Origin of the sequence: Lysinibacillus sp. ZYM-1 (assembly GCF_001308875.1) — a bacterium.
Taxonomy (GTDB): domain Bacteria; phylum Bacillota; class Bacilli; order Bacillales_A; family Planococcaceae; genus Lysinibacillus.
Window position 1 is genome coordinate 89,513 of the sequence record NZ_KQ465115.1, and the last position, 22,637, is coordinate 112,149.

Genomic DNA, 22,637 nt, shown 5'->3' on the forward strand with positions numbered 1-22,637 from the left:
CCTCCTAACCTTCTTTTGCGACAAGCTCTACCCCACTTGCCTGGTAATGCAAGATTTTTTGTACAACTGTCCCAAGGTAAGCACCAGCCTCTAATGGTGGGATGCCACCCTTATGGATATTAGATATAACCATGCGCTCCGCTTCCACTGTGCCGATTCTTGGCTTATAGCATAAATACGCACTCATCGATTCAGCTGAAACTAGTCCAGGACGCTCACCAATTAAGTAAACAATTACCTCTGCCTGTAACAACTCACCGATTTCATCCATGAGAGCCACTCGGCCTTTATCAATATAGAAGGTTGTGCCTATTTCAATATTTAAATTGCTAAGACTTTGTTGAAGCGCTAAATAGACATCTTGCACATTTTCCTCAATCGCACTCGCACTTAAGCCATTTGATAGAATAATCTGCACTTTCGGCTGTTGCTTGCACTTTTGTTGTATCAATGTCTTGGATTCATCTGATAAACGGCGACCTAAGTCAGGTCTTGTAATGTATTCTTCTTTATCTGTTACCTTTGAAGTCACTTGAAAGACATCAAGTTTTTGTAAAAGATCTTCTGAAACTTCACCATACACAGCATCCACTGCAGCCGCATGATCGAGACGGAACTTTAACCACGTTTTCGTTTTCGGTCTTGTTCCCGCCCTACCTACTCCTATACGAGCTGGTGTATGCTTTTTAGCTGCCTGGACACTTTCTGTTAATGTGTCTGCCTCAAATTGAAAAGGCTTGATCGGCACAGCGACATTTAATGGTTGTTCAAAAGTTGCAGGAGCTATATGTGCCTGCTGAGGAGCTCCATGCTGATACAGCTTAATTAATGGTTCCAGTGATGTAGTCCTAGATTCTACTATTTCCGTAGATTCATTGGCATTCGCATCATAGAACTTAATAAGTGGCTCTGTTGATTGCTCTGTTGGTGTAGTGTCTACCTCAGGAGCTTGCCCCTCTGTATTTTTCTCCATCTTTTCCATGACAAGTTGTGTAATCATAGAGACTAATTGATCATTCACTCGACTCACCTACCTTTCAAAAATGGATAAATCCCCAGCTCTTGCTGAAAGTCGACCATTTTCATAAATGCCCATTTTCTCTAGCCATGCTAAATATGCTGGTGCGGGTTTTTTACCAAATGTTTGCAATAATGTAGCTACATCATGGAAGCTCATTGATTGATAGTTGAGCATGACATCATCACCCATTGGCGCTGCAATAATAAAGTTAACGCCAGCAGCTGTCAGTAATACACTTAAATCTTCAACATCGTTTTGGTCTGCTTTAATATGGTTTGTGTAACAAATATCTACACCCATAGGGATGCCATGCATTTTCCCCATGAAGTGATCCTCAAGACCTGCTCGTATTACTTGTTTATTGTTGTATAAATACTCTGGACCAATAAAACCAACTACCGTGTTAACAATATAAGGGTTGAAGTGTCTAGCAAATCCATAATTGCGAGATTCAAGTGTTACTTGGTCGATGCCCATATGAGCTTCTGCTGATAACTCTGAGCCTTGACCTGTTTCAAAGTAGAATAGGTTCGGACCAGTACCCGTTCCCTGCTTTTTTATGAGCTCTTCTGCTTCTCTTATTAAATCCGCAGAAATACCAAACGAACGGTTGGCAATCTCAGTTCCAGCGATACTTTGGAAAATCATATCGGCTGGTGCGCCTTGCTTAATGGCTTTCATCTGTGTAGTAATATGTGCTAATACACAGTTTTGCGTAGGAATCGACCAATCGTTGATAAATTCTTTTGTGGCAGTTAACACCTTTTTGACACTTTCAACAGAATCATCAACAGGGTTAATGCCGATTACAGCATCTCCAATACCATAGGACAGACCTTCTTTTAGGGAGGCAATAATGCCGTCTATATTGTCTGTTGGATGGTTTGGCTGCAAACGAGATGACAGTGTACCCTTTTGTCCGATAGTAATATTACATGTTGATAAAATTTCTACTTTATTGGCTGCATGAACCAAATCTAGATTTGACATTAGCTTTGTGACAGCAGCAATAATTTCAGAATTCATGCCTTTGCTTAGACGCTTTAACTCACGATCACCAGTATCATTCGATAAAATGTATTCGCGTAGCTGCTCAATGCTCCAGTTTTTGATTTCTCCATATATTTGTTCATTAATGTCGCCCTCAATAATGCGTGAAACCTCATCATTTTCTTGCGGCACTAATGGATTTTCTCGGATATCTTTTACTAAAAGCTCACTTAACACAGCCTTTGCTGCGATACGTTGCTGAACAGTTTCAGCTGCAATTCCAGCTAGCTGATCGCCTGATTTTTCTTCATTGGCCTTAGCCATGACATCTTTTAATGATTTAAAATTATATTTCTCTCCACCAAATATCACCGATAGATTCATATTCATCCTCCTTACTTTGAGTGGAAGGCAAGAGTTTTCACAACAACTGGAACAACGCCAGATGGCAGAATCTCGCCAATATCGATGTAATCACCCGTCTCCACTTTAATTTGATCGATGCAAATAATTGGTACTGTAGGATTGATTGCTTGTATGGTTTGTCCAATAATCTTTGCATAATCTGATTGAATGACTATGATAATTGGTATGTCCTTGGAGCATCTTGTCGCCAAGTGTTGCAATATGGCCTCACACAATACATGTACATCCTGAAAACTTAAATACGGCAATTCACTGAAATAGAGTGCAAATGGTGACCGATTGTCCTGTATAGAAAATAAATCATCTGCTCGCTCTACCGCTGTTTTCACCATGTGGTTATAGTCTATTGTTGTTGCATCTATATAGCAGTTAAAAACAGGAACATTTTTGAGCGGTAACACATCTGCATCTACCTGAATGGTTGCCCCACTTATATCAGTAGTTTGTGTACCCGCCCCAGTGACTGTCGCACGTGCGGTCTCCTTAGGTTGTAGCCATAAAAATGCTTGTAGTTGCTCATGCTGGACTAGCATTTTCGCTAATCTTTCACCAATATCATCATATTGACGCTGTGTACATTCATTTTCATAAATACAGGAGGCTACTCCTCCAGAAAAGACGATGGCATCTACTGGTTTATGCCAGTTTGGTAAATGCCCTAGTACTAATGGATGCTGTTCATCCGTACACTGCCCCAGCAAGATTAAGGCGAGTGTACCCACCATTTCTTCAATACATTGTGTCACTCGAACATCCTCTGCCGCATCACCGACAGATAACGGATTAGACCATTTCTCCATTAGTTGCATGAGTGGCGGAGAAATTGATTGAATTCTACCATTCTTAAATTCAATCAATCTACCACCAACATGTAAGGTACATGTACCGATGACTTCTCCAAACTGCATGACAGCAATATTGGCAGTTCCTCCACCAACATCAATATTGGCAATTACTTTAGAAGAGTTTTTAGATTGCTGTAAAGTACCTGCTCCTTTAGCGGCAATAATGCCCTCTAAATCAGGCCCAGCAGTCGCAACTAAAAAATGACCAGCACCATCTGCAATAGTATGGACAACCTCTCTTGCATTTTCCTTCGTGGCAGATTCGCCTGTAATGATAATGGCGCCCGTTGAAATATCAGTGGGTGCCATTTGCGCCAATTGATACTGTTGAAAAATGAATTCTTCAATTTTTTTCATATCGATAATGTCTTTATTGATAAATGGTGTCTTGATGATTGGACTTTGATGTAACACCGTTTTCTCAATAATTTCAATTCTTGGCACATGGGTCACGCCAGCCACATTCTTTAACAGAAAACTACTAACCACCATTTTTGTCGTGCTTGTTCCTATATCAATCCCAGCACTATAAATTTTTTCAGTCTTCACCCTACACCATCCTCTCGCTACTGTGAGCAATACATGAGATATGGACTATCGCAATCCTTCACGAATTGTTGAATTTCTTCATGTGTATGGAGCTGAATAAGTGGTGCAATCCATTCAATGCCAAGTTTTTTCCACGAAGAAGTTTTCACGATAGGGCCCTGTGTCATGACATTTTTTAATAAACCTGTAGCCCTTTCAATATCTGCATCAGGTGCATCAATCTTTGTAATGACACCGATTTGTATTTTAGGAATCCCTAAGCTAAATTGCGGAGGAAACACACTTCTTGATGATGTAGCATCCTGCAAATAAATCACATGCGTTACTTCCAACGATGTAGCCATAATATTTCTGTAATACATAGGATTTTCTATATATTCACCCGGTGTATCGACAATCCAGTCATCATAAACGAGTGCTTGTGTTTTATTGGCATGGCTTTCTTTGCCCAACAAAGTATTCATCAATGTTGACTTTCCTGCTTGCACACCGCCTATTATCATTACTCGATTTTTCATACGACACATCCTATGATTTCGTTATTTTTGATGGTGTATAACCTAATACTTCGGATAAAAAACGATTAATTTCTAACATCGCCATTTCCACCTCTGATACACTACCAACAATAACGAGACTCCCTGTAAAACGATCCAAAAATCCTAGTTTGACATTGGCAGCCTTTGTCGCTAAATCCCCTGCAATAATGACCGTTTCACTTGGCGTACACGTCATAATCCCAAGCGCCCCTGCTTCTTGAATGCCTAGCTTTTGAAACATTTCGGGATCAGGGTTGGCAATAAGGTGACTCAATGTTAGCTGTTTACCCGGCACAAACTCCTGAATAAATCGTTTCTTTTCTTCACTCACACTTCATCACCTCACTTTTAATTGATTAAGATTTTTGATCTGTTAAATATTCGCCTTCTTTAATAATTCCGGCCTTGCGATCCTCAATTTCTAGCCTTAATGCAGTTGGTACTGATAGCTTATAGGCTAAAATAATCGCGATAATACCTGCTAAAAACTTACCAGCAATAACCGGTAAAATGATGGTTGGTTGGAAATTCGCTGTAAATGATAAGTGATCACCTAATAAGAATGCCGAACATACGCCGAATGCAATGTTAATGACCTTATCCTTTGGTGGCATATGGCGAATAAGTGTGAACATCGCTAAGATATTGGCAATTGTCGCTAAAATCCCTGCACTTCCTACAGATGACAAGCCTAATTTTTTACCAGCCATTTCAAGTGGTGTTGAAGCATATTTTCGAATTAAATACACCATTGGGAAAGCTCCAGCTAGCATAATACCGATGTAACCGGCTGTTTCCAATGCTCGGAATTGATCGATCTCATCTGCCATGATTGGATCGAAGCCCCATGCACCAAATACCTTTGTAAAAATGCCTGTGAAAATTTCTACAATCGAGAATACTAGTACCAATTTGATACCTGCATCCATCACACGGCCGAATAACATGAAGCCTGCAATCATACCGTTTGGAATAAGCTTTAAGCCTAACGCGATTAACACAACAAAAATAAACAAAGGCAATAAATTAATTAATATTTGTAAAACAGAAATGGCAAATACATAAGTAGGTGCCTCTGTTGTACTAATAACTTCACGAACTTCTGTGTTAAATAACACAATCATAATCGATGAAATAAATGCACCAATCGGAATTGTTAATACGCCTGCCATAATACCTAGCGCCATATATTTATGATCACGCTTATCTAACATCGCAAGCCCCATCGGAATCGAGAATACAATCGTAGCACCTGACATAAATCCAACGACTAGAGCCATTACCCATCCCTCATATGACTCTTTTAAAGCATTGGCTAATTGGTAACCACCCATGTCCGAAGCTAAAATAGTTGTCGCCGCAATAGCAGGATCTGCACCAATTAACTCAAAAATCGGACTAATAAAATGACTAATAAACCATGTTAAGTAAGGTATAGCTGCCATAATCCCTGCTGCTGGGACAAAAATATGACCAACTGTATGGATACCATTCATAAATTCCTTACCAATTCCATACTCAGCATCTCGGATTGCTCCGATTGCCCCTAAAACAGCACAAATCATAATAATATAAACGATAATCGTTCCTATCATTGCCATCTTACTCATCACCCCTTTATGATTAATAAATTTATATAAAAAAAGGCGCTTTAAAGAAGAAATCTCTTTAAAGCGCCTTTGCTTCAACTATTGACTTGTAAGTTAATAATAATTTGTTCCGCTATTTGTACCATTTCCTGTTGCGTTTGCATACTTTCATTGCGAATTTTTCGATAAGCCTCGTCCTCGCTTATATTTTCAGCCTGCATAAGCAAGCCCTTAGCTCGTTCAATAACTTTTCGCTTGTCCAACTGTGTTTGCTTATGTAAAATCTCCCCATTGAGACGGTTGAACTTATCAATTTGATGAAAAGCAACCTCTAACACAGGCAACACATTTTTTTCAGAAAACGGTTTCATTACATAACCTAATATATTATCCTGCTTCATGTATAGTAATAATTCTTTTTCACTGTATGCCGAGATGAAAAGAACAGGTATACCGAGCTGTTGTTCAATAATTTTACTTGCCTTTAAACCATCCAGTTTAGGCATTTTAATGTCCATTAAGATTAACTGTGGTTTATGTAAAAAGGCTAACTCAATGGCTGTTTCCCCATTATTAGCTTGAGCTACTACTTCGTAACCATTATCTTCTAACATAAACTTCAAATCAATCGCAATCAGTGATTCATCTTCGACAATCATAACTTTCCTAGTCATTTACGATAAATACCTCCTCACTTACAGGGAACTGAATTTGAGTATGTGTACCTTCTTCACTAGGGATAATTGAGAATGAGCCAGCTAAATCATATTCCACAAGCCTTGTGATAATTTCCATGCCAAAAGATGCCTTCACCTCTTGCATTCCAACGCCGTTGTCAGAAATATGAAGTGAAATAGTAGAGTCTTCTTGCATGAATTGAATATCGATTGTTCCTTCATCACGACCGAGAAAAGCATACTTTAATGCATTTTGCAGTAGTTCGCAAATAATGAGCGCAAGGGATACTGCTTTTTTGGAATGGCAAAATAGTTGCAAATTATCATGATGAAATGCTAGTTGAATAGTTGCTGTATTGGACGTGCCAATCATTTTATGTCCAATTTTTTTAGCCAATGCAATAACGTCTACTTTCTCTTCAGCGTTATCCTCATTTTCTAAAATAAGCTCATAAACAGATGAAATACTATATATTCGATTTAATGCCTCCTGAAAAGCATTTGCATTAACAGCTGACAATTCATTGCGCATTTGCAAGCGTAATAGGCTTGTTACTGTTTGAAGATTATTTTTCACACGATGGTGAATTTCTCGTATGGCAAATGTTTTCATCATTAGTTCATTTTCTTTTAGCTTTAGTTCTGTTAGATCATGAATAATGAGGAGTGTGACCTTGTCATTTTGGCTGCGGATTGGAATTTTCTTCACGATAAAGGATTTACGTTCAATCGTAATTTCTAGGAAAAAGACATCGTCGCCTTTATCATAGACTTCCTGTAAAAACGGTAAAATTTTATCCAACGCAACATTATCAAAGTTTTCCAATCCTGAAAGCTCCGAAATAAAATGGTAACCAGCAGGATTGCTGTAAATCACTTTGTTCTCGTGATTTGTAAGAATAATTGACTCTACTAGTAAATCAGAAACAACTGGAATCGGCTGAGAATTAGGTTCTACAATATGCTCAATTAATGCAAAAGGCATATTTTGAAAATCATCTTTTGGTGTCGACTGCATCTTCACCATCTTTTCCTGAATCAATACAGCAATCACTTGCTGTTGATCATTAAAGATCGGAATCACATTTTGTTCGACTGTAATGCCTTCTTGCGTAATGGCTCTGGAAATCGATGATCTTTCCTTTTGTTTAAACGCAGCGAATACGGCTGGTTCAAAACTTTCAAAGACGAATTTTCCAATAACTGATTTTTCGTATAAACCTTTTTCCTTGTTAGGGAATGCTTCTGCCACGACAATTGCATGTGATAAATTATCCATCATACAATCTATGAACATATAACAATCAGTGAGCTCAGCATAGTAGTTAAGCGTTGCTTCCATTTCTATTAACTTGTCAATATCCGTTGCCGATAGATTTGTATATTTTCTACACAATGATTGAATGTTCGACAGGTTTAAGCCCCCCATCAATGAATAATCAACAATCAGTTTGATTATTCTTAAAAATTCTTGTCATTATTATAAACCTTTTGTGAAATTATTTTCAATACAAAAAATATTTTCTTTCATCAAAATTCGTTGCATTACAAAGAACTATATAGCTTAAAAGAGAAATATTCAACAGTTATTTATCATCACATTATTCAGTTAGAAGAAAAAAGTTATTTTAATATATCAAAAAAGAGAGTTTGCCGATTCAGCAAACTCTCTTTTTTCTACTTAATTTCAGGTGTGACAGCTAATATATTCTCAAAGGCTGCACGTTGTTTTTGTTCTTCCTCATTCAACAAAATATGGATATCCCCATGATCGTTTGATGTTCGAATTAAGCGGCCCATTCCTTGTTGCAAGCGCAATTGCATGAAAGGTAATTCCACCTCTTCAAATGGATTTTCCGCAAACGTACGTTTTGCATCAAATAACGGATCCTGTGGAGGGAACGGTAAATCATAAATAATGACACGTGTTAATGCTTCCTCAGGTAAATCTAAGCCTTCCCATAAATGATATGAGCATAATGTTTTAACGGTACCTTGCTGGAAATCTCGAACAATGGCTGATAGTTCTCGATCACCCTCGAATGCCACATACATTCGCTCCATTAATGGCAATTCAGCTTTAAATTTTAACATGGCTTGCTTAGATTTAAACAGAATCAATGTTTGCTCGCCATCACGCAGTAATTGCTGTACACGTGCGGTTTTATCACGTTGAGCTAGCTCATGTAAATAGATTTTCATCACTTCTTCATAATCAAATGGAGAAGGTACTGAAAATGATTGGTAATCTCGTATGCCTAAACTATAAGCGATATAAGAAAAGTCTTTATTGACTGCTAAAGTGGCGGACGAAAAGACGATCGGAAGCTTTTTAGAGAATAACTTTTCTGCTAAAACTTCAGTAATCAAACGAGGCATAATCACCAACGTTTCTTCTCCATCTGTCTCCTCAAGCCAATCCACTGCATCTCCTTGTGCTATGAAAATACGCAAAGAAGCCTCATATTGTTCTAAATATTCTTCCGCCATATTTAACTCATATTCAGGAATCATGTACATTTCAGATTCAAATACAAATTCCTCCATAAGTATTTCCACATCTTTAATCAATTGTTTTCCATAAGCTAACAATGTTTTGGATTTATTGATACGTTTACGATCCTCATCTGAAGCAACGATATCATCACGAAGCTGATCAAAAAATAGCTCGTGATCGTCTTGTAATTTTTCCATCGCATACAATGTACGTTCTCGCACGCCATCTACCATTAATCGCTCTAAAAGTTGGACAATGGTTGTTGCCTGCACTTTATAAGTCATCGCTTTTTGCGCAGCGTATTCCAACAGATGCCCTTCATCTAAGACAATCATTGATACTTCTGGCAATAATGCAAGCTGCCCTTCACGCTCGCGAGATTCTTTTGTAGCTAAATGCTCCATTAAAAAATCTTGGGAACAAATTACAAGATCCGTTGATTTACGGTAATGAGAGCGATGCAATGTTTGCCCACAGCGATTACGAAGATCACAAACAGAGCATTGCATAATTGAATTGTAATTAACCTTTTGCCAATCCTCATCACTAACTGTCGGATAATCACTACGTTCTCCATATGGATGAACAGCGATCATCGAACCTTGTGCATACACGCCATCCGGGATGGAGAATGAAATATCATCAATCCATTCATCCGTTTCCACTTTTTCCGCTTCCTCAAAGCGTTTTAAGCATAAATACTGATCTCGTGATTTTGCTAGACGAACATCAATTTCCAGTCCAAGCGTTTTTTGTAGTTTATAAATATCGCCGCCATCTTTAACAAGCTGGTCTATTAATGTTTCATCAGCACAAGCAATAAGCGCCGGTTTCCCTGTATAGCGTGCGTAAGAAATCGCTGGGAGTAGATAAGCAATTGTTTTCCCAGTTCCAACACCCGCTTCTGCAAAGAGTACATTTTTTTCTTTTAGCGCTTGCTCTATTTGATAAGCCATAAAAATTTGCTCATCACGACATTCAAAACCTTTTTCAGGTAATTCATCATAAAGGACGTCACCCATCCAGTCACCTAATGAATCAAAAAATGAACGGTCCTTTGATAATGCAAATGGTAAAGATTTACGCAATTGATGTTCCCCCTCTTACTATCTGGTGCTATTATACGCGACGAAACGGAAGATAAGAAAAAATCTTATCTTCCGTTACTTATTCGTTAATCTCTTTTAGACTTTTGTCCCCAGAACTGATAATAATTTGTTTCGATAAAACCATTAAATAACTTCCGTTTCTTCGTCGCTTGGCGTCCATATAATTCTTCAAAATTTTTCATGGAGGATAGCATATATACTGACCAAGTTGGATAGTTTTTCATTACTTTTCCTAAATCACGAATAACTTGTTCCACTACTTCAACATCACCAATACGTTCTCCGTATGGTGGGTTTCCGATCATCACACCATCTGAGAACTGAGTGGTAAAATCGCGTGCTTGCATTTGTTTAAACGTAATCAGCTCACCAAACCCTGCTTCTGTAGCATTTTCTTGTGCAATGCTTACCATGCGATGATCAATATCGGAACCAACAATTTCTAACGGTTGATCATAATGGGCCAAACTTTCTGCTTCATCTCGAACAGCGTCCCAGATTTGTGCTTTCATCCATGGCCAGTCCTCAGAAATGAACTCACGATTATAGCCAGGTGCTATATTTTGTCCAAACATTGCCGCCTCTAATGCAATGGTCCCAGAACCACAGAATGGATCCACAAATGGACGATTTGGATTCCACTTTGAAACTTGTATTAATGCCGCCGCTAATGTTTCTTTTAACGGTGCCTCACCTTGCACCTGACGATAGCCACGTTTATGAAGGCCAGCACCAGATGTATCAATCGTTAGTGTAGCCACATCTTTTAATATTGAAACCTCAATTTTGTAAGTGGCACCCGATTCATCTAAAAAGCCAAGTCGCTTATAGTGCTGTTTCATTCGTTCAACAATCGCTTTTTTAGTGATAGCTTGGCAATCGGGAACACTAAATAATTTTGATTTAACGGACTTACCCGAAACTGGAAAAGCAGCATCCACTGGTAAATATTTTTCCCAAGGTAAAGCCTTCACACTTTCAAATAATTGTTCAAATGATTTTGCAGGGAATTGTCCGACTACAATTTTTACACGATCTGCTACTCGTAGCCATAAATTGGTACGTGCGATGGCTGTTTCATCACCCTGAAAATATACTTTACCATTTTCAACAGTTGTTTCATAACCAAGTGCTTTGACTTCCTGGGCTACAATTGCCTCTAATCCCATTGCAGCCGTAGCTACTAATTGATAGTTTGCCATAGATTATTTCCTTCCTTGATGCTCAATTTCCCAATACTCCATAAACTCGATGATGTCGTTTAATGGTAATGGTTTGCTGTAATAATAACCCTGAATAATATCACAATTCATTTTACGTAGTATATCCACTTGTTGTGCCTGTTCTACACCTTCTGCTACAACTTTCATTTTTAGACGATGCGACATTTGAATAATAGCATCTACAACTGCCTGTTTTTCATCGAGTGAACCAATATGTTGAATAAAGCTTCGATCAATTTTTAAACAATCTAGTGGAAAACGAACTAAATAGCTCAGGGAGGAATAGCCTGTCCCAAAATCATCTATGGAGATTTTAAAGCCTAATTGTTTCAAACGAACTAACTTGCTCACAGTTTCGTTAGCACTGTTCATAACAGTTCGTTCTGTCACTTCTATTTCAAAATTGTTGGCTGGCATATTATAGCGTTCTAATATTGCTTGTATCGAATCTAAAAAATTCTGTTGTTTAAAGTGAATGCTAGATATGTTAATGGCAACCGGTATTTTCCACCCATATTGTTGCATTTGAATAACTGCCTCGCACGCCTTTTCTATAATGACTTCACTTAACGGAATGATTAAACCTGTTTCCTCAGCATAAGGAATAAACTCACCAGGTGACACAAAGCCAAGTCTTTCATTATTCCAGCGGACCAGTGCCTCTAATCCTTGAATTTGCTCATTATCCATAGTAATTTTCGGCTGGAAATACAACTCAAACTCACGATTATCAATGGCTCTTCTTAACTCAGAATCTAGCAATAAGACACGCTGTGCATCTGTTTGCAGTTCATCAAAATAAAAAGAATAGCCATTCAATCCATTCTTTTTTGAGTAGGTCATTGCTCTATCTGCACAATTAATCAGTTCTTCGGTATTTTTACCATCTACTGGATAAACACTTATACCAATGCTTGTGGAAATAAAAACTTCCTGGCCATTTATCATCATCGGCTTTTCTATACTACTTATTATTTGTTCAGCAAAATTTGCAGCTTCTTTTACGTTTTTTACATTCGTTAATGTAATGACGAATTCATCTCCGCCATATCTTGCAATAATATCTTTGTTTTTCAGTAACTGTTTTAGTCGTTTGGCGACTTCTATTAATATGGAATCTCCAACAGCATGACCTAATGTATCATTAATTTGCTTAAATCTATCCAAATCTAAAAAATAAACCGCATGCTGTACTGAATGAGAAATAGCAGAAGTGGATTCTAAAAGATTATCCATTCTTTCAATATAAGCAAATCGATTGGATACTTCTGTTAATGAATCTGTCAGTAAACGTTTTTCTAATTCGTTTTCTACTATTTTTCTTTCAGACAAATCTGTGAAAATACCACAATAATTTGTAACCTTCCCCTCATCGTTGGTTACACATACAATTGTTAACCATTCAGGATATACGTCTCCAGTTTTACGACGATTCCATATTTCTCCTTGCCAAATTCCTTCTTGTCGTATCTGTTCCCACATCTCTAAATAAAACGGTAATTCATGTACACCCGATTGTAAAACGGCAGGTGTTTTTCCAACCACCTCATCACGTGTATAACCTGTGACAAATTCAAAGGCAGGATTAACCATCACTATTTTTTTGTATTCATCAGTAATCATGATACCTTCAGATACATTTTCGAAGATTTTAAGTATTAAGGTAGTAGGATATTGAGAAATTAACTTCAATTTATCCACACTTTCCCAATTGTTATTTACTCCGTTCATGTTTCCGCCCCATCCTATCTCTCTATACTCCCCTTTAAAGGGCACTTACGCCAGGTTAACTATGTAAATCAATGACACCTCAGATGATGGTGTACAGTTTTTTTCGAGTTGACTCGTAAGCTCATCTTAAAAATCTGTGACTTCTCAGAGGTTTGAACTTGATTCAGCAGTCGTCCTGTCGTCACCTGAATGGAAAGAAAATGTGCAAACTCTCGCTATCTATATTGAGTAGAGTCATTTGTATCTCGCACTTTGCTCGTTACAAAAACTTTTGCTGAATCAAGATAAATACACATTGATGCGATAACCGTTTTCAGATGTTTTGACTTAAAAGCGGTAGCGATAGAAGCTTGCCAAACAAGTTAGCCATTCTCAAACGTATCGCGCATACCAAGACTTGATTAACAAGGTTACTTTTTCCTCATGAACTCAAAAGAAAAGCTCTCCACCGATTTGGAGAGCGCTTGTTATTTCGTAAATAAGCATCAAAAAATTCCATAAGCCATGTTTTGTTCCTGAGTACTCAAACAGCTTGCGCCTCGTACGACCAGGTAGTAATCATCTATCTACAGAGCAAACTCTGTCCCTCTATCCGTTCAATTCCTTCAAGAGAGTGCCCCTACCATAATTTGGGTTTCTCACTCGTGGGGTTTACCTCGTTCCACCTTGCAAGTTTCCAAGCAAGCTTCGTCACTGTGGCACTTTCAGGAAGTGTCAACCATATCCTAGGACTTAGGTTTTCCTTCCGCCATCAGCCTTAACAGCTGCCTTACCTTATTTTTTCAGTAAGCACGAACACTACGGACATCTCAGAACCGTGTGAGCATGGACTTTCCTCTACGACGTCTAGCGCCGCAGCGATTACCAGAATTTCATGATGATACGAAAGATTATACTAGAGTTTTATGTTAAATACAATATAATTGACTAAAATTATTCGTACAGCTTGCTACCAAATACATGTTTTTCTAAATTTGAAAGACGTTTTAAAATATCAAAATTAGTTGTACCAGCTGCTGCTGAAGCAACGGGTTGTCTCTTCGGAGTACTTTCAATTTCTTCTTTTAACTGTCTATTTTCTTCACGTAGTTGGGCCATCACTTTTTCAAACGTTTCATAGTCTTGAATAATTTCATCAAGGAAAGAATCCACATCTTCCACATTATAGCCTTTAAAGTTCTTTTTAAATTCCTTTTCAAGGATCATTTTTGACGTTAATTTAATGTCCATTCACATCGCCCTTCCTCACACTACATACACGAATACATTATAGCATACTTCACCACATTATATCGTCTGAATACTCCAATTGTAAGGCTAATCTTGTCGTTTCATGCGCTTACCCGGGAAATTATTTCTTATTTCCTAATCTGAGTAACCTCTTTTCCCACGAAATTACCCATTTTTGTTTTTGTTCTGCTCTCCATTGCTCATTACTTTGAATGAGATGTATGCCTTGTTGCGTATAATAAAGGGCCTGCTCATAATCTTTCATTTGATGCTCATAAAGTATGGCTAGCTGTTCAAGGACATGCAACTTTGTTCTTGCTTCTACAAAATGGAGAGAGGCAACAAATGCATCAATAGCTTCACTGTAGCGTTTACTCTTCTTATGCTGTAAGGCTAAATAGTATTGAGCATTACTTGCTTCCAGTGCATCGAATTGGGTTGTTACCCTTTCTAAAACCCTAACACTTTGTGTGCTTTCTTTTAAATCACCATACCATTTTCCAATATTGGTGAAGGTTTTTGCCGATTCTTCATGTTCTTCCTCAAACAATAACTGGGTGGAATGACTATAAAGCGTGATAAGTGACAGTAAATCCCACTCATTATGAAGTAAAACCTTCATAAGAGCATCTGGTACGCCACTTTTCACAGCATCTAAATAAATAATAGGTGCAAGATGGCCTGGAATGTCTCCCTTCCGAGAAAAACCAAGCTTTTCTTCTTCTACAGATTTTAATTTTAAGCGCTCCATATCATTTTTCCATAAACGCTTCGAACTATGCAATAAATCGATTTGTCGTTGCGATTGTAATTTGGGTAATGTTTTTTGATGTAATGTCCAGCGTGTTTCAAGCTGCGGCCAATCAAAACTTTTACCATTATAAGTGATGACCGTTACTGATTTTTGCCACAGCTTGGATTCAAACAAGAAAGCCGCTTCGTGTGCAGGATCGGCAAGGATATATTGCGTCAACAGGAAGCAATCATCTATCACTTCTAAAAAACCGAGCAAAAAAATATGGGTCCCGACACCCTTTAAACCTGTTGTTTCCGTATCAAAAAACAAAACGGGTTCATTCACCGTAAGTGCATAAGGATGATCAAACTCAGCAACATGCCATTTTTTCAGGGCATCGAAGAATGACTGTAGCTGATAATGACCATGCTGATACGTAAAGGGATATTGCACTTCACGCTTAAACACTATGCCAAAGTCATTTTCAACAACGGTTAACCCCGCTCTTTTCCATTGCTCTGTATAGCTCGGATTAGTTGGTTTCTGAAAAGTCGGCTGCTGGACTTTAGATGGGGCTGCTGTTTTTTTTCCAAGCATTTTTTTCATTTGTAGGATTTTATTTTCATAGGACATATATTTCACTCATTTTCTGCTTGTAGGATTGCTAATACTTGTAGCACCTTACGCTTGGCCTGCTGTAAACTATCTTGTGCACCAATACATGATGGACAACCTGCCTCACAAGCACAATTAGCTACATGCTGATAGGTTTTGTTTAATAGCTCTTCCCATAATTCATAAACCTTTTCACTTAAGCCGATGCCACCAGGATACTTATCGTATACAAAAAACGTCGGTTGCTCATTATGTGTAGCTTTTACCTGTGGTACCACGGCTACATCACTACTATCACATTGAATGAATAAAGGAATAAATGCATTCATCGCATAGGCTGCTCCCGTCATAGCATCTGTTAGCTCTTCCTCGGTCCACTTTTCTGGCCCGGCAAAGGATAGCCACGACGAACTCGTATGCATTTCATCTGGAGGTAAATGAATAGGCCCTGACCCGATATTATCATGCGTACCAAAGCGTATTTTCTTAAAAATCGTTGCTTGTGCGACTAATCCAACATCTCCAAAGCTAATCATACCGCCGTTATAAGAACGGCTTCGGTCTTCCTCTAATACCTTCATTTCCACAGCAAGATTGGCATCTGTATAATAATCAATGTCGACTTCACGTACATAAGCTTTCTTTTCTTCCCAGTCGAGCTTTTCTACTTGGAATTGAATCCCTTGGTGTAAATAAATTGCCTCCTCATGTAATAATGTCATGGCACTATGCCGATCCATTTCACCAATTACCTTTGTTTGTGCAGGAATGGATAGATCAATAATTACCACATTTTCCTGAGAAGCAGAGCGTAAGCTTATATCGTGTGCTGGGAAACGATCACTCATCCAATGCCACTTGTCGCTCGTCTTAAAAACAACGCCTTCCTCTGCTAAATAATCTAACAATTCCTGTATGTCATATTCACCATAAGTATCTTCTATTGAAAATGGTAACTCAAAAGCGGCACATTTCAAATGATCCATTAAAATTAACATATTTTCTGGATAAATACGCGCCTCTTCTGGTGTACTACCAAGTAAAAACAGTGGATGATTCACCACATACTGATCAAGGGCAGTCGATTGCGCTACATAAATAATTAAAGCCTCATCCTGCCGCCTTCCTGCACGTCCTGCTTGTTGCCAGGCACTTGCAATATTTCCTGGGTACCCTGTCATAATACATGCTTGTAACTGTCCGATATCGACTCCTAATTCTAACGCATTTGTGCTAACAACGGTTTGAATGGTGCCATCACGTAAGCCTTTTTCAATCACACGACGTTCAGATGGCAAGTAACCACCTCGATAGCCACGCACAGATTCATCGAGCAGTTTATTGCGCGTAAGCTCCTTTAAATAAGTGACAATCATTTCAACCCGCACCCGACTCTTAGCAAAAATGATAGATTGAATGCCAGCTATATATAGTCTTTTGGCTAAATCACTTACCTCTAGCACGGCACTTCTACGCACTCCAAATGTTTTGTGAATAATAGGTGGATTGTAGAAAAGAAATGTTTTCTTGCCAACAGGTGCACCAGAGTCCGCGATGAGCGCATGCGATTCATTCGTCAGCAGTTCGGCAAGCTCCTTAGGATTTTTTATTGTTGCTGATGTACAAATAAACACGGGTTTACTACCATAAAATTCACAAATACGTTTTAATCTACGAATAACATGTGCAACATGTGAACCAAATACCCCTTTATATGTATGCAATTCATCAATAACGATATACTGCAAATTTTCAAAGAGTGATACCCATTTCGTATGGTGTGGCAATATCCCTGAGTGAAGCATGTCGGGATTCGTCATGACAATATGTCCTGCTTTGCGAACCTTTTGACGAATGCCAGGAGCTGTATCACCATCATAGGTATAACTTAAAATCTCCTCGCCACTCTGTTCAATTAGTTTATTTAAGTCATTTTTTTGATCCTGAGCTAAAGCCTTTGTTGGAAATAAGTAAATCGCTCGCGCGTTTTTATCTTCTATTATTTTTTGCAATACTGGCAAATGATAGCAATATGATTTACCCGATGCGGTTGGTGTAACAGCTGTAAATGACGTACCATTCTGTGCCAAATCAAAGGCCTCTCGCTGATGTGTATAAAGTTGCTCTATGCCCCTTGCCTGTAAAGCCTTAACTAGAGAGGCGTGTAAATTTTCTGGGAAAGGAGCATAACTTGCTGGCCGTCCTTCAAGTGTCTGCCAATGGAGAATGCGTTCTTTTAATTCTTCATCATATCTCCATTCATGTAAAAGCTCACTAATCGTTCGTTTCTTCGATAGCATTCATTGCCTCCCCCTTAATCAGTCGTTCAAAGTTTTTTATTGTATAGGAGGTAGAATGAGTCGCATCTAAAAAACGTTTTTTACTTGTTTCTTTATAAAAAGATTGCACAACAAATTGCTCCATCGATTCTACCGCTGAAGCAATTTGTTGTGTATGCATATATTTCGGTTTATTTTCTTGAATCCATGTATTGGCCTCTTGCTGCCATTCCTTCAACAGTTGGTGAATTTTATCAACGTGTGGTTTCACCTCTTGAAAAAAATCAGGTGTACGGTCCTCCTCACGCATTTGCCAAAAACGCGAGACACATTGATCACATTCATCTAATAATTTGGATGTTTGCTGAATAACTAACAATTTTGCACCTCATCTCTCATCAATTCCACGTAAGCAAATATTTTTCGTAGCAAGCACATATATATGATGAGTATGTCTTACCCAACATTTCAACTACGAAAATATGGTACCTCTTGATACCTTTACCGTCACTCACTTGTTTTGTGGTAAAAACTGTATCAATTTTAATGCTATGGAGGTAGTTCAATTGCTTATGAGATAAGTGTACCAAAGTCTATCATTTTTCACTACTAATAGGCGAACAAGCATTCTTTACTTGCCAGTTCTTTTCTGCTAAGCTTACTTTCTGACTAACTGCTTTGAGTTGCAAAAAAAAGTGCATATTCTGAGCATTGTTTTCCAGCGACACTCTCGTGAAAAGTAATTGATTGACCAGATCTAACTGCGCAACTAATTGTTCTAACTTGTTCAAAATAACGCCTCCTTTGCTTTACTTATGTATTCCTCGCATGTATAGAATTACCTTCATACGTGACAAAATAAGCGTAAGTTAGCTGAAAGAAGAAGATTTTCGATAAATTTTTATAGGTGAACCTTCCACCTACAAAAGCGTCCTGAATGAAAGGTGTAGATAATTCACCATTCTTCATCCGTTTCTATGATTCAATTTATCAGTTATTTTGACGATTAGAGGAAGAAAATCATTAGCTTTTTTTCGACGCAATTTGTTCATTCTTTGCATCAACTGTCTACTACTCTTGTAACAAAGACCATACGGATGAAGGTAGAGAAGAGCCATCAAATCATGGTAAACTAATATATAGGAAAGCAGTTTGATAAAGGGTGAGCTAAATGACAATTCGCTATCCAAACGGGAAATTGTATACCCCAAATACTTCTGTACAGAAGACAGAAAGAAAAAGTAAAAGCAAAGATTTGTCTTTTAGTAATCGTGGAAAGACGCTAGAGGATGAAATTAATGAAGCAAACGACTATTATATAAAAAGACGACTTGCTATCATTCATAAGAAACCTGTTCCTGTACAAATCGTCAAAGTAGAGTACCCTTCACGAAGTGCTGCTGTCATTCGTGAAGCATATTTTCGAACACCCTCTACAACCGACTACAATGGTGTTTGGAATGGGCATTATATAGATTTTGATGCAAAGGAAACTGCTTCCAAAACGAGTTTCCCCTTAAAAAATATTCACGAGCATCAAATGACCCACATGCAGCAAGTGACTGAACAAAATGGTGTGGCTTTTATTATCGTTCGCTTTTCAGCTTTTGAACGGTATTTTATTGTGCCATATGAAGTTTTACAAAAGGCCTGGCAAGCAATGGAGAATGGCAATCGTAAATCCATACCCTTTTCAACGATTGAAGAAGAGGCGTATGAAATTCCCACTAGCTATTATCCACGTATCGATTATTTACCCATCATCCAACAACTGATCGATGCACAATGCTACGGGTTTGAAAGTGAGGAGAAATAGTATGACTGAACGTCGTCGAACACGTGGAGAGCATCAAAAGGCTCTCGCTGAAAAAAATAAAAAAGGTAAGAAAACAATAACAAAATCATCATCACCCGCTAAGATGTGGATAAAACGTATTTTCTTAACACTATTAATAATCGGTGTGGCAGGCTTCGTTGGAGGAGCGGGAGTATTTGCTTATTATGCAAGCACGGCTCCAGAGCTTGATGAGGAATTATTGAAGGACCCTGTATCGTCAGAGTTCTACGATAAAAACGGCGAAATATTTGCAACAATCGGTGCTGAAAACCGTAAATATATAAAATATGAAGATATACCAGAAGATATGGTTAATGCTATTCTTGCAACGGAAGATGTACGCTTCTTTAAACATCATGGCATGGATTTCTATCGTCTAGGCGGTGCTATACTTGCTAACTTCCGTGATGGCTTTGGTGCACAAGGTGCCTCTACCCTAACACAGCAAGTGGTAAAAAATTCATTTTTACAAAATGAAAAGAAATTAAAGCGTAAAGCACAAGAAGCTTGGCTAGCGTTTCAATTAGAACGTAAATATTCAAAAGAAGAAATTTTTGAAATGTACTTCAATAAAATGCTAATGTCAGGGCGTATTTATGGCTTTGGCACAGCAGCACAATATTTCTATGGAAAAGAACTAAAAGATTTATCATTGGATGAAGAAGCATTATTAGCAGGGTTAGTGCAACGACCAAATGCCTATAATCCATTGAAAAACCCTGACCTTGCAAAGCAACGTCGTAATACGGTTTTAGGATTAATGCATCAACATGGAAAAATTTCAAAAACGGAAATGGAAGAAGCTAAGAAAGTTGATGTCCAAGCAGGTCTTGCAGACGATGCAACACGCCAATCATTTGCTGGTTCGAAATACGACGCCTTCCTAGATGTTGTTATTAATGAATTAGAAAATAATGGTGATGGTACAGCCATGGCAGAAGGAATTAAAGTTTATACGACACTTGATCCGAATGCCCAAAAAGTTGTAGAAAATGTCATGAACGATGACAGTAATTTCCCTACTGAAGAGATTCAGTCAGGTGTAGCTGTCATTGATACAAAGACAGGTGCGATTCAAGCCGTTGGCGGCGGTCGCAATTACGGTGCTATACGTGGCTGGAACTATGCAGATGATTTAAAAAAGAATCAACCAGGTTCTACAATGAAACCATTAGTGGACTATGGTCCAGCAATCGAATATTTAAATTGGTCTACAGGTCAAACGCTTGTCGATGAGCCAATGAATTACACAGGTACAAAACAAACAATTACGAACTGGGATGGTCGCTATATGGGTGCCATGACTGCTCGTAAAGCCTTATATGCTTCACGTAACGTTCCTGCTGTCAAAGCATTACAAGAGGTTGGCACTGAAAAAGCCAAGGAATTTGTGGGACGTTTAGGCATTAAAACAGATGATCTTTATGAATCGGATGCGATTGGTGGAGGTGCTATTACGATCTCCCCTATCCAAATGGCAGCTTCTTATGCAGCTTTCGGTAATAACGGGGTCTACACGGATCCACATGCGATTTCAAAAATAGTCTATCGTGATGGCAAAACATCTAAAAACTACACACCTGAACCTAAAGTTGCTATGAACGATTATACAGCTTATATGGTAACGGATATGCTGCGTGATGTAGTGGGCAATAAACCAGATGCATCTGGTACTGCTGCCAATGTACCTGGCTTAGATATTGCAGGTAAAACAGGTACAACCAACTATTCAGCAGCCGATTTTAGTAAGTATAATTTACCGAATACAAGTGTGCCAGATTCATGGTTTGCTGGTTATACAACAAACTATTCCATTGCGATATGGAGTGGCTATGAAAAACACTTTGATCCAATTACAACGTGGGAAGAACGTCGATTACCACAAAATTTATTTAAGTCGATTATGCAAGATATTTCAGCAAACGTTGAAACAGCTAGCTTTAAAAAGCCAAGTACAGTTGTAGAAGCAACGATTGAAATAGGCTCTAAGCCATTGAAATTAGCAAGTGACTTTACACCTAGTGAGTTACGTCAAACAGAGCTATTCGTTCGTGGAACTGAGCCAACAGAAGTGTCTAGTGTTTATGAGGCACCAGAATTAGCTACACCATACAACGTATCAGCAAGCTTAGATTTAGATGCACAGTCCATCAATATTTCTTGGGAACATGATGCCAGCCTAGATCCAGAAACAGATGAACCACTACCAACTTCATTTGAAGTAACGGCAACACGTGATGACGGACAAACGTTTGCCCTTGGTACAACTGAGAAAAAAGATTTAACAGTTGGCAACACGCTTGAAGATGGGAATTACACGATCTCAGTCGTAGCCATCGTGGACGGTACACGCAGTGACCCTGGTACAGCTACTTTCCAAATCACAAGTACATCTGATGAGGATTTAGAAACGGAAGAACCAGATGAGCCAGAAATTGATTTACCAACAGACCCTGATCAAGATGATCACGACAATGGTAATAACAATGGCAATGGCAACGGTAGTAACAATGGCAATGGCAACGGTAGTAACAATAATAATGGGAATGGGAATAACGGCAGCAATAGTGGAAACAGCGGTGGACCAGATGGTAGTCAGCCACCAACTCCTCCTACCGATCCCGTAAACCCAACTGATGAAGAACAAAGCTCAGAATAAACGAAAAACCGAGAAGCTAATGAAGCTTCTCGGTTTTTTCTTGATGGAAGGGCTACTATCCGTCACTTTACATGTGCTATCCGTC

General features: G+C 38.5%; 18 protein-coding genes and 1 other RNA gene. 2 read left to right on the forward strand and 17 right to left on the reverse strand.

All coding sequences use genetic code 11. The annotated features are described in order from the left end of the window. Positions 1-4: 4 nt before the first annotated feature. From eutC to AO843_RS10225, 17 genes are all read right to left on the reverse strand, one after another. Entirely contained in the window at positions 5-1,021 is a 1,017-nt protein-coding gene (eutC, locus tag AO843_RS10150; RefSeq protein WP_054611007.1) for an ethanolamine ammonia-lyase subunit EutC, read from the reverse strand. A 9-nt stretch (positions 1,022-1,030) separates the two neighbouring features. Beyond that, positions 1,031-2,395: an ethanolamine ammonia-lyase subunit EutB gene (locus AO843_RS10155; protein WP_054611008.1), complete on the reverse strand. Its 1,365-nt coding sequence runs from the start codon at positions 2,393-2,395 to the stop codon at positions 1,031-1,033. An 11-nt stretch (positions 2,396-2,406) separates the two neighbouring features. Continuing rightward, complete coding sequence (locus AO843_RS10160; RefSeq protein ID WP_054611009.1) at positions 2,407-3,831, reverse strand: ethanolamine ammonia-lyase reactivating factor EutA; 1,425 nt, start codon at positions 3,829-3,831, stop codon at positions 2,407-2,409. A 17-nt stretch (positions 3,832-3,848) separates the two neighbouring features. Continuing rightward, positions 3,849-4,349: a EutP/PduV family microcompartment system protein gene (locus AO843_RS10165; RefSeq protein WP_054611010.1), complete on the reverse strand. Its 501-nt coding sequence runs from the start codon at positions 4,347-4,349 to the stop codon at positions 3,849-3,851. Between the two features lie 10 nt (positions 4,350-4,359). Beyond that, entirely contained in the window at positions 4,360-4,701 is a 342-nt protein-coding gene (gene eutS, locus AO843_RS10170) for an ethanolamine utilization microcompartment protein EutS (RefSeq protein WP_004269314.1), read from the reverse strand. Between the two features lie 25 nt (positions 4,702-4,726). Next, complete coding sequence (eutH, locus tag AO843_RS10175) at positions 4,727-5,971, reverse strand: ethanolamine utilization protein EutH (RefSeq protein WP_054611011.1); 1,245 nt, start codon at positions 5,969-5,971, stop codon at positions 4,727-4,729. A gap of 83 nt (positions 5,972-6,054) precedes the next feature. Then, on the reverse strand, positions 6,055-6,633 hold the full coding sequence (locus tag AO843_RS10180) for an ANTAR domain-containing response regulator (protein WP_054611012.1): 579 nt from the start codon (positions 6,631-6,633) through the stop codon (positions 6,055-6,057). Then, positions 6,626-8,065, reverse strand: a complete 1,440-nt coding sequence (locus tag AO843_RS10185) for a sensor histidine kinase (protein WP_054611013.1) — start codon at positions 8,063-8,065, stop codon at positions 6,626-6,628. The genes AO843_RS10180 and AO843_RS10185 overlap by 8 nt, the downstream gene beginning before the upstream one ends. 248 nt (positions 8,066-8,313) lie before the next feature. Continuing rightward, entirely contained in the window at positions 8,314-10,221 is a 1,908-nt protein-coding gene (locus tag AO843_RS10190) for an ATP-dependent DNA helicase (RefSeq protein WP_054611014.1), read from the reverse strand. 86 nt (positions 10,222-10,307) lie between these two features. Continuing rightward, positions 10,308-11,444: a THUMP domain-containing class I SAM-dependent RNA methyltransferase gene (locus AO843_RS10195; protein WP_054611015.1), complete on the reverse strand. Its 1,137-nt coding sequence runs from the start codon at positions 11,442-11,444 to the stop codon at positions 10,308-10,310. Positions 11,445-11,447: 3 nt separating this feature from the next. Then, positions 11,448-13,196 carry a putative bifunctional diguanylate cyclase/phosphodiesterase gene (locus AO843_RS10200; RefSeq protein WP_054611016.1) on the reverse strand — a complete coding sequence of 583 codons (1,749 nt, stop codon included), beginning with the start codon at positions 13,194-13,196 and terminating at the stop codon, positions 11,448-11,450. Positions 13,197-13,689: 493 nt separating this feature from the next. Then, positions 13,690-14,069, reverse strand: an RNA gene (gene rnpB, locus AO843_RS23985) — RNase P RNA component class B. Between the two features lie 60 nt (positions 14,070-14,129). Continuing rightward, positions 14,130-14,426, reverse strand: coding sequence for a cell division regulator GpsB (gene gpsB, locus AO843_RS10205; RefSeq protein WP_054611017.1), 297 nt, complete (start codon positions 14,424-14,426; stop codon positions 14,130-14,132). Between the two features lie 121 nt (positions 14,427-14,547). Next, positions 14,548-15,795, reverse strand: coding sequence for a ribonuclease H-like domain-containing protein (locus AO843_RS10210; protein ID WP_054611018.1), 1,248 nt, complete (start codon positions 15,793-15,795; stop codon positions 14,548-14,550). 5 nt (positions 15,796-15,800) lie between these two features. Further along, complete coding sequence (locus AO843_RS10215) at positions 15,801-18,077, reverse strand: DEAD/DEAH box helicase (protein WP_054611019.1); 2,277 nt, start codon at positions 18,075-18,077, stop codon at positions 15,801-15,803. Then, a complete protein-coding gene (locus tag AO843_RS10220) occupies positions 18,052-18,435 on the reverse strand; it encodes a YppE family protein (RefSeq protein ID WP_054611020.1) in 384 nt (127 codons plus the stop codon). Before AO843_RS10220 ends, AO843_RS10215 begins: the two co-directional genes overlap by 26 nt. Positions 18,436-18,652: 217 nt before the next feature. Beyond that, on the reverse strand, positions 18,653-18,847 hold the full coding sequence (locus AO843_RS10225; protein ID WP_008176489.1) for a hypothetical protein: 195 nt from the start codon (positions 18,845-18,847) through the stop codon (positions 18,653-18,655). A 380-nt stretch (positions 18,848-19,227) separates the two neighbouring features. On the opposite strand from AO843_RS10225, the gene recU reads away from it, so the two are divergent. Both recU and AO843_RS10235 read left to right on the forward strand, forming a co-directional pair. Then, the gene (gene recU / locus AO843_RS10230) at positions 19,228-19,872 is read left to right on the forward strand and encodes a Holliday junction resolvase RecU (protein ID WP_054611021.1); all 645 of its coding nucleotides are present in this window, start codon (positions 19,228-19,230) and stop codon (positions 19,870-19,872) included. A gap of 1 nt (position 19,873) precedes the next feature. Next, positions 19,874-22,552, forward strand: a complete 2,679-nt coding sequence (locus tag AO843_RS10235; protein WP_054611022.1) for a penicillin-binding protein 1A — start codon at positions 19,874-19,876, stop codon at positions 22,550-22,552. The last annotated feature ends 85 nt before the right edge of the window (positions 22,553-22,637 follow it).